General features: G+C 62.7%; 13 protein-coding genes and 1 pseudogene. 10 read left to right on the top strand and 4 right to left on the bottom strand.

What is annotated here, in order from left to right:
- Window positions 1–41 precede the first annotated feature (41 nt).
- The 3 genes from leuA to BN1130_RS12105 all read left to right on the top strand — a co-directional run bounded on the left by leuA (window position 42) and on the right by BN1130_RS12105 (window position 4,188).
- Window positions 42–1,700 (top strand): 2-isopropylmalate synthase, encoded by a 1,659-nt coding sequence (gene leuA / locus BN1130_RS12115; protein ID WP_042042275.1) that lies wholly within the window; start codon window positions 42–44, stop codon window positions 1,698–1,700.
- 270 nt (window positions 1,701–1,970) lie between these two features.
- Entirely contained in the window at window positions 1,971–2,876 is a 906-nt protein-coding gene (locus tag BN1130_RS12110) for a GGDEF domain-containing protein (protein ID WP_052448225.1), read from the top strand.
- 142 nt (window positions 2,877–3,018) lie between these two features.
- Complete coding sequence (locus tag BN1130_RS12105; RefSeq protein WP_042042274.1) at window positions 3,019–4,188, top strand: DUF1615 domain-containing protein; 1,170 nt, start codon at window positions 3,019–3,021, stop codon at window positions 4,186–4,188.
- 66 nt (window positions 4,189–4,254) lie between these two features.
- On the opposite strand, the pseudogene BN1130_RS23180 reads toward BN1130_RS12105, so the two are convergent.
- From BN1130_RS23180 to BN1130_RS12090, 3 genes and pseudogenes are all read right to left on the bottom strand, one after another.
- Window positions 4,255–5,147: pseudogene (locus tag BN1130_RS23180) on the bottom strand (nuclease-related domain-containing protein).
- Window positions 5,148–5,234: 87 nt separating this feature from the next.
- Window positions 5,235–5,789 carry a DUF4256 domain-containing protein gene (locus tag BN1130_RS12095; protein WP_084218198.1) on the bottom strand — a complete coding sequence of 185 codons (555 nt, stop codon included), beginning with the start codon at window positions 5,787–5,789 and terminating at the stop codon, window positions 5,235–5,237.
- A 30-nt stretch (window positions 5,790–5,819) separates the two neighbouring features.
- A complete protein-coding gene (locus tag BN1130_RS12090) occupies window positions 5,820–6,845 on the bottom strand; it encodes an autotransporter domain-containing protein (protein WP_232301975.1) in 1,026 nt (341 codons plus the stop codon).
- 371 nt (window positions 6,846–7,216) lie between these two features.
- On the opposite strand from BN1130_RS12090, the gene BN1130_RS12085 reads away from it, so the two are divergent.
- The 5 genes from BN1130_RS12085 (at window position 7,217) to BN1130_RS12065 (ending at window position 11,627) form a co-directional block, all read left to right on the top strand.
- Entirely contained in the window at window positions 7,217–8,503 is a 1,287-nt protein-coding gene (locus BN1130_RS12085) for a DEAD/DEAH box helicase (RefSeq protein WP_042042272.1), read from the top strand.
- Between the two features lie 138 nt (window positions 8,504–8,641).
- Window positions 8,642–9,280, top strand: a complete 639-nt coding sequence (locus BN1130_RS12080; protein ID WP_198135274.1) for a DUF2913 family protein — start codon at window positions 8,642–8,644, stop codon at window positions 9,278–9,280.
- 391 nt (window positions 9,281–9,671) lie between these two features.
- Window positions 9,672–10,730, top strand: a complete 1,059-nt coding sequence (locus tag BN1130_RS12075; RefSeq protein WP_042042270.1) for a M35 family metalloendopeptidase — start codon at window positions 9,672–9,674, stop codon at window positions 10,728–10,730.
- A gap of 40 nt (window positions 10,731–10,770) precedes the next feature.
- On the top strand, window positions 10,771–11,232 hold the full coding sequence (locus BN1130_RS12070; protein ID WP_042042269.1) for a hypothetical protein: 462 nt from the start codon (window positions 10,771–10,773) through the stop codon (window positions 11,230–11,232).
- 65 nt (window positions 11,233–11,297) lie between these two features.
- The gene (locus BN1130_RS12065; protein WP_042042268.1) at window positions 11,298–11,627 is read left to right on the top strand and encodes a DHCW motif cupin fold protein; all 330 of its coding nucleotides are present in this window, start codon (window positions 11,298–11,300) and stop codon (window positions 11,625–11,627) included.
- 109 nt (window positions 11,628–11,736) lie between these two features.
- On the opposite strand, the gene BN1130_RS12060 is transcribed toward BN1130_RS12065, so the two are convergent.
- Complete coding sequence (locus BN1130_RS12060) at window positions 11,737–12,735, bottom strand: questin oxidase family protein (RefSeq protein WP_042042267.1); 999 nt, start codon at window positions 12,733–12,735, stop codon at window positions 11,737–11,739.
- A gap of 294 nt (window positions 12,736–13,029) precedes the next feature.
- On the opposite strand from BN1130_RS12060, the gene soxR reads away from it, so the two are divergent.
- Together soxR and BN1130_RS12050 are read left to right on the top strand one after the other, a co-directional pair.
- Window positions 13,030–13,509 carry a redox-sensitive transcriptional activator SoxR gene (soxR, locus tag BN1130_RS12055; protein ID WP_042042307.1) on the top strand — a complete coding sequence of 160 codons (480 nt, stop codon included), beginning with the start codon at window positions 13,030–13,032 and terminating at the stop codon, window positions 13,507–13,509.
- A complete protein-coding gene (locus BN1130_RS12050; RefSeq protein WP_052448224.1) occupies window positions 13,509–13,850 on the top strand; it encodes an O-methyltransferase in 342 nt (113 codons plus the stop codon). Before soxR ends, BN1130_RS12050 begins: the two co-directional genes overlap by 1 nt.
- The last annotated feature ends 103 nt before the right edge of the window (window positions 13,851–13,953 follow it).

Genomic DNA, 13,953 nt, shown 5'->3' with positions numbered 1-13,953 from the left:
CGGCGCCGCGCCTCAAGGACATCTGCCAAGGGAATCTGAATATGAGCTTCGATCATCGCAAATACCGCCCGGCCCCCACCATCGCCCTGGCCGATCGCCAATGGCCCAACCAGGTGATGACGAAGGCGCCGCTCTGGTGCGCCGTGGACTTGCGCGACGGCAACCAGGCACTGGTCGAGCCCATGACGGTGGCCCAGAAGCTGCAGATGTGGGCGCTGATGGTCCATGTCGGCTTCAAGCATATCGAGGTCGGCTTCCCCGCCGCTTCCCAGCCGGACTTTGACTTCGTGCGGGAACTCATAGAGCGCAATCTCATCCCGGAGGATGTCACCATACAGGTGCTGGTGCAGGCCCGGGAAGATCTCATCGCCCGCACCTTCGACTCCCTCAAGGGGGCCAAACGCGCCATCGTTCATGTCTACAACTCGGTCAACCCGACCCAGCGCAACTATGTGTTCAACACAGATCGCGAGGGGGTCAAGGCCATCGCCGTGCAGGGTGCGCGCTGGGTGCGGGAATACGCGGCCAGGAATCCCGGCACCGAGTGGAGCTTCCAGTATTCCCCCGAGAGCTTCAGCAGCACAGAGGTGGAGTTCGCGGTGGAGGTGTGTGACGCCGTCATCGACGAGTGGCGCGCTGCCTCCCGCCCCATGATCCTGAACCTCCCCGCCACGGTCGAGGTGAGCACTCCCAACGTGTTCGCGGATCAGGTGGAGTGGTTCTGCCGCCACCTCAAGGCGCGCCCCGAGGTGAGCATCTCCATCCACACCCACAACGATCGGGGCTGCGGCGTAGCCGCCGCCGAGCTGGCGGTGCTGGCGGGGGCCGACCGCATCGAGGGCACCCTGCTCGGCAACGGCGAGCGTACCGGCAACATGGACATAGTCACCATGGCCATGAACCTCTACAGCCAGGGGATAGATCCCGAGCTGGATCTCGCTGACATGGATGCCATAGTGGCGACCGTGGGGGCCTGTACCCAGATTGCCCTGCACCCGCGCCACCCCTATGCCGGCGAGCTGGTCTACACGGCGTTTTCCGGCAGCCACCAGGATGCCATTCGCAAGTCCCTGGCGGCCGAGAAGCCCGATCCCTACTGGGATGTGGCCTACCTGCCCATAGACCCGGCCGACCTCGGCCGCAGCTACGAGGCGGTGATCCGCATCAACAGCCAGTCCGGCAAGGGGGGCGTCACCTATCTGCTGGAGCGCGACCTTGGCCTGCAACTGCCGCGCTGGCTGCAGATCGACTTCAGCCGCCGGGTACAGGCGCAAGCCGAGGCGAGCAGCAGCGAAATCAGCCCGGAGCAGATCCGCGCCCTGTTCGAGCAGCACTACCTCGAGCCGTTGCACGGTTATCGCATCGGCCGCTTCCAGCTCGGCCACGACAGCCAGGAGACCCTGCGCCTCGAGTTGCAGACCCCGGACGGCAGCTTGCAGCTCTGTGGTGAGGGGGAGGGGGCCATCACCGCCCTGGTCAACGGCTGGGAGCGCCAGACCGGCATGCACATTGACGTGCTGGACTACTCCGAGCATGCCCTCTGCGCCGGCACCGAATCCCGCGCCGCCGCCTATGTGCTGCTGAGCGTCGACGGAGTGCGCATGTGCGGGGTGGCCATAGGCCGCGATGTGGTCAACGCCTCCTTGCAGGCGGTGATCAATGGCGCCGCCCAGATCCGCGCCCTGCGCCAGAGTGCATGAGGGGCGGGCGTGTCGAGGATGAGGCCAGCCCCTTGAAGGATGTCCTCCACACCGCCTGTGCCAGGGGGTAGCCGGCAGCAGCAGGGCGGCGCATAGTGAAAAATGGTACCAGGATCCCTTCAGCACTGTGCTGAGGGGATTGTTTTTTATGGAAAAATCAGCTCACAATACGAGCGCCGTGCGGCCAGGATTGGCCTTGCGGTTCATTGGGTGCTGGCGGCTGAGTGCAGCCGCCAGGGATAGAGGCAATGCAGGTTTGGAGCCATAACGATGATGAAGACTCCCCTCAGGTTATCCGTACACCCCGCCAGGTTCTTCTCGCTCTCCCCTGGTCGCCGCCTCGCCCTGCTGAGCCTGCTCTGCCTGTTGCTGCTGACGGGGGGGCTGGATGCCGCGAGCTTCGAGCGCCTGCCCGAACATAACCTCTACACCATCGGCGCCCTGGCCGAGGCCATCAATGTGCTGACCCTGCTGTTCATGTTCTGGGTGGTGCAGTGTGCCCAGATCTCGAACCGGACCTACCTGTTTCTCTGTGCCGGACTGGGGAGCTGGCTGGTGTCGGGAACCATAGATCTGGTTGACGAGGCCTACTTCCAGTCCTGGTGGCTATCCACCGTCGAGGACAGCCTGCGTACCCTCGGCATGCTGGCCACGGCCTGGGGCGTGCTGCTGATGGTGCAACAGATGTATGGCGTCCAGACCCGGCTGGCCTCGCTCGCCATGTCCGACGAACTGACGGGTCTCTCCAATCGCCGCGCGTTTCGCGCCGTGCTGGAGGCCCATGTGGATCAGGGGACGCCGCTGCTGCTGCTGGATCTCGATCACTTCAAGCAGATCAACGATCGCTATGGCCACGGCATAGGTGACAATGTGCTGCAGGAATTCAGCGCCTTGCTGTGTCAGCACTGCCCGCCGGATGGGGTGGTGGCGCGCCTGGGGGGCGAGGAGTTCGCCATCTGGCTGCCCGGCATGCTGAGCGACAAGGCCCAGGCACTGGCGGAGCAGATAAGAGCCGCCACCGAGGCTCTGGTCGCCTGCGAGGAGATAAAGTTTACCGTGAGCATCGCCGTCGGCATAGGCCAGGCGGGGGAGGCGGTCGAGGCGCTGGTCAAACGCACCGATCTCGCGCTCTACCGGGCCAAACACCTGGGGCGCAACCGGGTCGAGCTGGCGTGATGACGCCAGGGGATGCCGCAGCTCTGGGCCCCGGCTGCTCTGCCGCCTTCAGATTGCCCGCGCCATCCACTACAATGGCCACCTGTTTGCATTCGGGGCCCGTCATCCGGCATGAGGGGCCCGCACTTTATCGGAAGCCCTCATGATCCCCTCTCGCCCTTTGTCTTTCTCCCCCTGGCGCCTCTGCGCACTGCTGGCTGCCGCCGTGCTGGCGGGCTGCGCCAGTGAACCGACACCCCCTACTCCTACTGTCGAGGAGGCCGCCGCCATCGCCAAACAGCCCAAGGCGATGCAGCCGCGCAAGCCTGCGGACATGAAGAGCCGCATAGTGCGCTTCCTGCCGCGCCAGGTACAAGACAAGCCGGGCTGGGCCAACGACGTGGTGACGGCGCTCAGCACCCAGGGGCTGACGGTGAACGATCACAATGTCTGCTCAGTGCTGGCGGTGGCGGAGCAGGAGGCCACCTATCAGGCCGATCCCGTGGTGCCCGGCCTTGGCAAGATAGCCTGGAAGGAGATTAACGCCCGGGCCGCCAAGCTGCTCATCCCCGAGTTCGTGGTGCGCACCGCCCTCTCCATCAAGTCCCCCACGGGCAAATCCTACGCCGCGCGCATAGATGCCCTTCGCACCGAGCGGGAGATGAGCGAGATCTTCGAGGACATGATAGGGGCCGTGCCCATGGGCAAGCAGCTCTTTGGCAACCTCAATCCGGTGCGCACCGGGGGCCCCATGCAGGTGAGCGTGGCCTTTGCCGAGGCCAACGCCCGCGGCTACCCCTATCCCGTCAAGGAGTCCATCCGCCACGAAGTCTTTACCCGCCGGGGCGGCATCTGGTTTGGCACCAAACACATCTTCGGTTATCCCGCCGACTACCCGGACACCCTCTACCGTTTCGCCGACTTCAATGCGGGCTGGTATGCGAGCCGCAACGCCGCCTTCCAGGCTGCGGTGAGCCGGGTCAGCGGCAAGCCCCTGGCCCTGGACGGGGATCTGGTCCGCTACGACTCCGACCTGCCCGGCAAGACGGAGCTTGCGGTGCACAGCATCGCCAGCCGCGTCAACATGAGCAAGCAGGCCATCCACCAGAGTCTGCTCAAGGGGGATAGTGCCGACTTTGCCCAGACCGACCTCTATCACAGGGTCTTTACCCTGGCCGACAAGCAGGCGGGCAAGCGCCAACCCCGCGCCGTGCTGCCCGGCATCCAGCTGAAAAGCCCCAAGATCACCCGCAACCTCACCACCGCCTGGTTTGCCAAGCGGGTGGATGACAGGGAGCAGGCCTGCGTCAGGAAGATGGCGACCATTCGCTGACAGTCAGAGATAACAAGGGCGGCCAAGTGGCCGCCCTTGTTTCAGTTCCAACTGGATGTTCTGGGGTCAGGCCCTGGTGTCCTGCGTCGCCGTCCCATGGCGCGTCTTCGCAAGGGTCAGCATCCCTCTGCATGTCGGGTATCCGCGGCATCCCCAGAACTGATTGCCTCTGTTTTCTCCCCGGCTGGCAGTACGCAAGACCATGGTATTGCCACATCTGGGGCAAGTCGGACTTTGGTCACCGAGCGGTTGGGCGGTGACAGGGGAGGCGCGGCCCTCTTTTCGTCAGGTACTGCCTTGGCGGATAACGGCTTGCATGGCGATTCACCGTAACGCGCCTTCAGCTGGGCCACATGTTGCCTGTGGGTCTGCCAGTTGGCTGCCAGCCGTCCCTGCAGGATGGTCTCGACCACTTGCGTGACCTCGGCAGGGGTCAATACCTGAGTGGTTTTTCCTTTGATATGGCGGATCAACCCGCGGTTCATCACATTGTCCGGCATGGGGGTCTTGAAGGTGCAGTCGCCAATGAAATAGATGACGGAGTGGAGCTGATGATCCGCCACCCCCAGCAGGGATTTGAGGGTCATCATGTGCAGGTGGTTCTGGTGCAGGGGATTCTGGAAGCTGTGCTTGCGGCGATAGATCTGCTGGGTCCAGCTTTTATGAGCCGGATTGCCGAATATCCAGCCCTTCATGTTCTTGGTTTCAATCACGAATATCCCGAAGCGGGAGACGATCACATGGTCTATCTGGGTGCTGCCCTGAGGGATGGGCAGGGTCACATCCTTGAGCAGGTGATATTCCCGCTGGTTGAGAAAGAGCCGGATGCTGAGGTTGATAAACCACTCCCCGATTATGCCCTTGAACCAGGGGGTGTTGATCAGAATGGCAATCAGCAGCAGGGGTAGCAGATAGCCGAGCGGAGATAGTAAAGGAGCAATAACGGTGGTGAAGTCCATTTCACTGAGCCTCTATGGAGTCTTGCTTAAGGTGTAGGCCTCGACAGGGAGCAGGTTGCTGCACCTGGGGACTGAGTCCTGGCCGGTTTAGACCCGCAACAGACCGCGAAAGCCCCTGGCGGCGTAGTAGGACTGGGCACCGTTGTGATACAGGAACACGCTGTCGTAGCGGCGATCGCAGAACAGGGCGCCGCCGAGCGTCCTGATTTCCTCGGGGGTCTGTATCCAGCTCGATGTCTTGGCATCGAAGCAGCCTAGGGTCTGCAGCGCCCGATATTCGGCCTCCGTCAGCAGTGTGATGCCCATCTTGGCGGCCAGCTCGGTCGCGCTGCCTGCTGGCTTGTTCTCCTTTCTCGACGCCAGAGCCGCGCCGTCATAGCAGAGGCTCCTGCGTCCACTTGGGCTCTCGGCGCTGCAGTCACAGAACAGCAGCTGCCCGGTCTGCCTATCCTGGCCGATGACATCGGGCTCACCGCCGCTGCTCTCCATCTCGTGGAGCGAGCGCAATGACTGGGGATGGGCATCGAGCCTGGCGCGCACCTGTGACCAGGTTATCCCCTCGTGGCGCTGCCTGTGCTGTTCGAAGCGGGCTTGCAAGGTGGCGAGCAAGTCATCAATTTGCAGGTTCGTCACTGTCATCATGCAACCTCGTTCTCGTTTGGATTTGCGCCGTTAGAAACTCATCGCCAGGCCAATGGCATAACCATTGGTGTTGTTGCCGAACATCAAGCGGTACATGAGGCGGGTACGGGTGACCCACACCGGGTATTTGCTCGAATCGAGCTCGAGGCCAACCCCGACGGAGTTGAGGGCGTTGAAACCGAGCAGGCCCCGTTGATCCCCCAGGTATTCGGTTCGGGCCCCTTCCAGCACGTAGCGCAGCGGCCGATCGAGCAGGGTCCAATCGAGCAGGGGGGCGCGGCGGCGCAAATAGATGCCGAAGTTCTCGGCATTCGCCTCGCCCTTCACACTGGGACTGGTGCCAATGGTGCTCTGCAGATGGAGGTAGGAGTAGCGAAATTCGGCGTCTATGTCCTGGGTATCGGAGAACAGCTCGTAATCGAGCATGAGGGAGCCGCCGAGTCCGAACACATTGAGCTGGCCGTTATCGAGGAAATCGAGGCTCTTGCCGGTCTTGCGATCGAGATACCAGTTACCTATCTGGATATCGCTGGCCACAGTGCCAAGGGAAAAGTTGGCGATGGGACGCAGTACCCAATTCGGGGCGACGGCGAAGTCCCAGCCGATGCCGCCGGTGGCGGTCAGGCTGTTCCATTTGGCGGGGATGGTTCGGCTCTCCTCGCCCTGGCTTATCACAAATTTGGGATCGTAGCGGCTATAGCCCAGGTTGCCCTCCAGATAGATGGGGACCTCCTTGCTCATGGTGGCGCCGCCGCCAACCTGGCTCATGGTCAATGCCGCCTGTTGACCGCTGCCCCCCGAGATATCCAGGTTGCTGGAGGTAATATCGGGTATCACGTTGAAGGTCATCAACGAGACCACGGCGTTGGCCCGCTCCTGCACGCGGGCATCGACGGCGCCGTCGGCGGCCATGGCCGGAGAGGCAGTCGCAAGGCAGGCCAACAGCAACAAGGGTTGCTGCCTCGATGCAGCGCTCGCGGCGGGGGCGGGAGACCGTGTTGGCTTGCCCTGGCCAAGCAACGGTTTGTGCGCGCTGTGCATCGCTGTTATCTCCATGGCACCTCCCTGTGGCCTCATGCCCATGTGAGCACTAGAGATGATTCTACCTGAGGATGGCGCGGCGTCCATTGCCCTGAGCCAGGCTTCTCGCATCGGGCAGGCGCATCACCAGGGGGACGCAGGCGGTGCTGCCTGCCATGGCTCCTCTCTGACCCCTGGCTTGCCCCTTATCATGGCGCGACATGAGGGACTTTTAGGTCGGAGAGATTATTTGAGACGCATTGGCGCCGAAAATTTGTTACACTCCGCGCCCGCCATTTTCCGGCTCGCCTGCAGACCCTGCCAGGCCAGGCCGATCCCTGGCATCCGTTGTCACCCCGGTCGGGTCGCAGCCAATCACAGCTTTGCTGGAACACAGGAAACCCATGATGAAATTTGAATCATTCGATTTTGCCCCCGAGATTTTGCGCGCCGTCTCGGAGTGCGGTTATCAGGAGATGACCCCTGTGCAGCAACAGGCGATCCCGACGATCCGCCGTGGCCAGGATGTACTGGCCAGTGCCCAGACCGGCACCGGCAAGACCGCCGCCTTCGCACTGCCTATCTTGCAGCGCCTCATTGATAACCCGGCGCCGCTCGCACCTTCCAACGCCCGTGTGTTGATCCTGACCCCGACCCGCGAACTGGCGGCTCAGGTGGCTGACAACATCAAGGAGTTTGGCAAGTATCTGGAGCTGAGCGTGCAGGTGATCTGCGGCGGCGGCAAGCAGGACGTACAGGCGCGTCGCCTCAAGGCCGGCGCCCACATCATAGTGGCGACCCCGGGCCGCCTGCTCGAGCACCTGAACGCATGCAACCTCAGCCTCTCCAACGTTGAGTGCCTGGTGCTGGACGAAGCGGATCGCATCCTCGACATGGGCTTCAGTGCCGAGGTGCAAAAAATTCTGCTGGCGGTCAACAAGGATCGCCAGAGCCTGCTCTTCTCCGCGACCTTCTCCGATGGCGTCAAGAAGCTGGCCAATGTGATGCTCAACAAGCCGCAGATAGTCAGCGTCAACAAGCAGAACTCCACCGCCGATACCGTGACCCATACTGTCTATCCGGTCGAGCAGAAGCGCAAACGCGAGCTGCTCTCCGAGCTTATCGGCAAGCAGAACTGGCCACAGGTGCTGGTGTTTGCCAGTACCCGCGAGAGCTGCGATGAGCTGGTGGCCGAGCTGAATCTGGATGGGATCAAGTCGGCCGTGGTCCATGGCGAGAAGGCCCAGGGCAGCCGTCGTCGCGCCTTGCGCGAATTCATCGAAGGCAAGGTACGGGTACTGGTCTCCACCGAAGTGGCGGCCCGTGGTCTGGATATCCCGAACCTGGAATACGTGGTCAACTATGACCTGCCCTTCCTGGCCGAGGACTATGTCCACCGTATCGGTCGTACCGGCCGCGCCGGCAAGAGCGGCATGGCCATCTCCTTCGTCAGTCGCGAGGAGGAGCGTACCCTGCTCGACATCGAGGCGCTGATCGGCCAGAAGATCCGTCGCGTCATGGTGCCGGGTTACGAGGTGAGCAACCGTGACATGCTGATCAAGCAGTTGCAGGAGCGTCGCCGCTTTGGCAAGAAGCCCCAGCGTGATGACAATGCCGCCGCCCAGGTGATGGCCGAAGCCAAGCTGCAGAGCCAGCGCACTCGCCTGCGCAAGACGGCCCGCAAAGACAAATAAGCGGCCAAGTCGGCGGCTAAACCGGGCTTGTTGTGAGCCCGGCAATCTTGTTTTCAAAGGCGCCTCGGCGCCTTTTTGATGATGGTGGCGGGGCTGCAAGCGCCTTCCCCAATCTGCCCAGGAGTCGTGATGAGCGATCTGAAAGTGCAAACCTATAACCAGGCCCTGCTCGAGATGGCCGGTGCCAGTCTGGCTGAACTCGTGCGCACCGGCGCCGGCCGCGCCGCCCGTACTCCCGCCCAGGAGAGCCATTTCCTGAGCCTCTGGCTGGTGGACTCCCTCAAGGAGAAACGCTTCTCCCGTCTGGTGATGGAGGATCTCAAGGGGTGGGTGCAGCAGGCGCGCACCCAAGGGGCGGGGGCCGATCTCAAGGGATTGCTCGAGCGCATCGTGCGTCATTACAGCCAGGCGGCGACGCAGGGGCTGGAAGCGCGGCTCATGGCGCTGCTGGACGACTGTGAAGAGGCGGGTTGGCTGCGGGTCACCCAGAGCGTGATCGATGGCCGGGCGAGACTCGCCAACCAGGGGCAGTCTTCAATTGTTATCTGCTCTGCCGAGCTGGCCGCTGCCTGCGCCGACGGCGAGCTGGTCAAGCCGCTCACCCTCTATGTGCGCGGTGACGAGCAAGTGCTGGCCCGTTTCGCCTATCGGCATGGCCTGCTCATTGGCCAGGGCAACAAGAAGCAGGTCAGGGTGAAGCACCACAAGGCCCATCTGCTGATGCCGGGCAACGCCCTGCCTGCCCTCGCGCTGCTGGCGCTGGAGATAGACGGCTGAGCGGGGGATGTTCCGCGGCGCAGAGTCTGCCGCCTGTCCTGTGACCGAACCCCGATCTTGCATCGGGGTTTTTCATGGCTGCAATGCCCGCTTTCCCCATAGCCCCCCTGGCGTGACGTTTGTCACTGGGGTGGCAAGGATCATCCCCCCCTCGTGACGATCGCCAGCCTGCTGCTCGCGGGCCTTTGACCGCTACCCAAGGCGCTCTTCGCCGGACATCCTGGGTCATCAACCAAGCCTCCTTCGGCCCTCCATCTGGGGGGAGTCGCTGGCGCCCCCCATACGGAGGGGCTGCCCCCATATGGCGGTAGGTGCCTGCTTTTCATCTGTTTTAGGGTGGCTGAGCCCCTTCGAGGGCATGGATGCAAACCACATATTCTAAGGAGAGACGATGAAAGCAACACCGATAGCCCTGTTACTGGCAGGCCTGCTGGGTTCCCCCCTCTGCGCCGCGGGTCTGGATGCCAGACTGACCCTGCAAGAGGGCGCGAGTGAGGATGTGCGGGTGCAAGTGACCCTGACCAACAACGGCAACAAGCCGATTGATTTGCTCAAGTGGCAACTGCCGGGCACAGGGGATGCTCCCTTGTTCGTGGTCGAGCGGGATGGCCAGTCCGTGACCTATCAGGGGGCCCTGATCAAGCGCGGTCTGCCGAGTCATCGGGACTATCAGCGCCTGGGCGCCGGGGAGAGCCTGACCCTGGAGGCGGAAGTGTCCGGCCTCTATGACATGAGTGCCCAGGGGGAGTACAGCATCAGCTACCGCCTGCCCAAGGTATCTGATGAAGCAGGCACCAAGCGGAACGCCCAGCCCAGTGCCAAGGCACCCCCCCAGGCCAGCGAATCCAACACCGTCAGCCTCTGGCTAGATGGGGTCGCGAGTGATGATCGCGTATTGGCCAAGGCCGCCGCGGTTGAACCGGCCGCCGCCGGGGGATCGGTGAGTTTCACCGGTCGCTGCACCAACAGCCAGAAGAGCCAGATAGTCTCGGCCCTGGATGCCGCCGGAGTCATGGCGGGGGATTCCCTCAGCTATCTGGCGGTGGACAAGCCCAGTGGTCAACGCTATCGCAGCTGGTTCGGCGCCTATGACGCGAGCCGCTGGAACCAGGCCGAGGGTCACTTCAGCAAGGTGAGGGAAGCCATCGAAGAGAAACCGCTGACCTTCGATTGCGGCTGCAAGGAGAGCTATTTTGCTTATGTCTATGCGGATCAGCCCTACAAGATCTATCTGTGCAAGAGTTTCTGGACCGCGGCCAACACGGGCACGGATTCCCGTGGCGGCACCATCATCCATGAGCTGACCCACTTCAATGTGGTGGCAGGCACGGACGATCTGGGTTACGGTCAAGGCAATGCCCGCAACCTGGCGAGCACGGATCCGGTGAAGGCGCTCAACAACGCCGACAACCACGAATACTTTGCCGAGAACACCCCGAGCGAAAACTGAGTCGACAGGGGGCCTTGGCCCCCTTTTTGATGGAGGCAACATGATGTCACTCTTGCTCGGCAGCGTCCTTGGCCTGAGCGCCTTGCAGTGCGAGCTTAACGTCAAGGCCCAGAGCCGGGTCGACGAACCCTTAAGCCTGGCCATGGCGCTCAGCAACCAGGGGGAGGATACCCTGGAGGTGTTGAGCTGGTTTACCCCCTTCGAAGGCTGGTTTGCCGATGCCATCGACCTGACTCTGAACGAGCAGCCCATTCCCTATCAGGGACCACTCGCCAAACGGGGTGCCCCCGGGGCTGACGATCGCCTGATAGTGGGCCCCAAACAGCGCATCAAGGCCGAGGCAGAATTGACTCAGGTCTATGACTTGAGCCAACCGGGCCACTATCGACTCAGTTATCGCCCCGCGCCGGTGCGAGATGAGCAGGGAGTCACGCCTGAGTGCCCGCCAGTCAGCTTCGAGCGCCTGCCAGTAGACAACCCGCCAGCTGCCCAGACCCAGTGATGGGGGCTGTGAACAGACCATCCCTCTTCCCGACGTGAAGTAAACAAGCCGCAAGGAGTGCATCAGTGCAGATAGACAATCTGCCATTCGGCCTGACCGATTGGTATCAAGTGCCAGAGACCCTTCATCCCGGGGAGCAGGGCGAAGCCCGCTGGCGCACCCGCCAATTCGGGCCGCTGCGGGTGCGCATGGTGGAGTACAGCCCCGGCTATGTCGCCGATCACTGGTGTAGCAAGGGTCATATCCTGCTCTGCCTGGAGGGTGAACTGCATACCGAGCTGGCCGACGGCCGCAACTTCGTGCTGACCCCGGGGGTCAGCTATCAGGTGGCCGACGGGGCCGAACCGCATCGCTCTACCAGCCCCCTTGGTGCCACGCTGTTTATCGTCGACTGACGCGGCATGACGCTCTTCATTGCATAAAGTCGGGGCCAGATTGGCCCCGACTTCCGTTTGGTTGGCTCACCTCAAAGGCCAGCTCCCGTCCCCCTATTTTCTCATCGCATCAGCCATTGCCCAGCAAGCCAACTTCCCGGGCCGCCACCGCCAGGTAGTGGCGAGAGACAGCCCGTTCGCGCCAGCAGGCGTGAACCAGCTTGATGCAGTGATCGTCATTGCTATTGATGGCCAGAGCCACCACCTGCTGCCAGTGAATATCCCCCGGCGCAGGCCAGTGAGGCCCGTTGAGCGAAGGGGCGCCGACCGTCACATAGGCGGCGGCCACTCCTTGCCAGAGGAGCCGGATAAACTCACCGCGCAGCGGCTCACCGAGCTGCGCACTGATGATGGTGGCCGCCCGGGTGCCGGTCACCAGATGCAATACGGTAAAATCCCGGGTCTGCCAGTAGAGCGCCAGGGCCAGCTCGGCCAGGATGCGCAGTGGGTCCCCGGGGCCGCACTTTCCCTCGGTCAGTACACCCGTCAGGTCGCGGGGCAAGGCCTGCACAAAGGCGGGGCTCTCGGCGAGTTGGCGAAGGCGGGCGGTGATCCAGCGCTGATCACTGTGCCAGCCGCCCAATGCCTCATGGAGACGCGCCAGCAGAGCGGGGAGTTCCGGGCATGGGGCTCCCAACCCTTGAGGCAGGTGCAGCGGTTTGCAATGCCAGGCTGCCAGTGCCGCAGCCTGTTCGCCCTGATGGCCGTTTTCGATGGCACAGGCGAGGCGGATCATAGGATGAAAGGCGCCACTGGCCGGAGATATCCCCTGAGCCACTATCTGGGTAAACAGGGGCTGCCAGCCCTCTCTGGCAACCTTGCTTGAAAAGTCGGCCCTAAGCTGGCTGAAGCGAGCCTCCGGATCCTGCCCCTCATCCGCGAGCCCGCTCCCAGGGCTCGCGGGCAGGGCCTTGTCGCGCTGCCAGTATGCGAAGAAGTCGTTAAGGCGCACCTCATCTGCCCCCATTTCAGCCAGGGCATGGAGCGCCATGGGACAGTGATTGGTGGTGCCTCGGCCATTGAGGGCGAACTGCTGGTTGGCATCGAGCAGGTTGTGCAGTGACATCATATGCGGTGACTCCTTGACGGTGAGAGTTCGAATCATGCAAGTTAAAGTTAACTTTAAGTCAAGGGGCCCGGTGCAGCCTCTTGTCCAGGGGGCGCTGACTTGGATGCTGGAACATGAGGGATGCTGGAGCATGAGAGATGAGGGATTAGGGATGAGGGATGAGGGCAAGCGACAGCCACAGGGAGCGCGTTTTGTCCCAGAGCGGACATTGATTGGTGAAGCAGGGAGGTATCAATGAGCAAGGGCGATATTGAACGCGGGCAGGGGCCAATCCCTTCAGCCCCCGAACAGAGCATGCTGAATGGCGAGCTTGGCCGTGCCTGGCTTGCCATCGGCCAACTCGCCAAGCGCGCCGGGGTCAAGGCCAGTGCCTTGCGCTTCTACGAGCAGAAAGGGCTGATCAGCAGTGCTCGCAGCCAGGGGGGGCAACGAGTCTATCCCCAGCATGTGCTGCGCCGTGTCGCCTTCATCCGCGCCGCACAAGGAGTGGGTCTTAGCCTGGAAGAGATAGGGCATGCCCTGGCCGGGCTGCCCGAGGGGCGCACACCGACCCCGGAGGATTGGTCCGCCCTTGCCCGTGACTGGCAGTTGCTGCTCGAGGCCCGCATCACGGCGCTGCAACTGATGCAGCGCAAGCTTAGCGCCTGTGTGGGCTGCGGTTGTCTCTCCCTGCGCCACTGCGCCCTCTACAACCCGCAAGATCAGGCCGCTCGTCATGGTGCCGGGGCTCGTTACCTGATGGGGGATTTTCCCCCCGATATAGATGACCAATAATGACGCCGCTGAAACGGACGATGGCGCAGGCGAATTTTCACCGTGCGGGGCTGGAGAGCGTCATCATCCAGTTGGCGGGGAAAGCGGAGGCCATACTGCCTGGCCTGGCCAAGGGGGCATTCGATCTTGTTTTCCTCGATGCGGATCGCAGCCAGTACCCCAGCTGGTGGCCGAGCATCAGGGCGCGACTGTCCACCCGTGGCCTGCTCGTCGTCGACAACGCCATCTCCCATCACCATGAACGCGTGGATTGGATGACGGAGGTGGCACAGGATCCCGGATTTCAGCAACTGTTGCTGCCCATTGGCAAAGGGGAGTGGCTGCTGGTCAAGAACCCGTGATGTCAGGGGGATGGGTGCCGGTTAGCAAGCGCGCAGCGTCCAACGGGGGTGAACTGGCCCTCCCCGGAAGGGCATTTATACTCATTGCTGGTTCAACAGGAGT

Origin of the sequence: Aeromonas rivuli (assembly GCF_000820045.1) — a bacterium.
In the GTDB taxonomy this organism is placed as follows: Bacteria; Pseudomonadota; Gammaproteobacteria; order Enterobacterales; family Aeromonadaceae; genus Aeromonas; species Aeromonas rivuli.
Note: the sequence above shows the minus strand (reverse complement) of the source record. Positions and strands in the feature narration are given on the sequence as shown.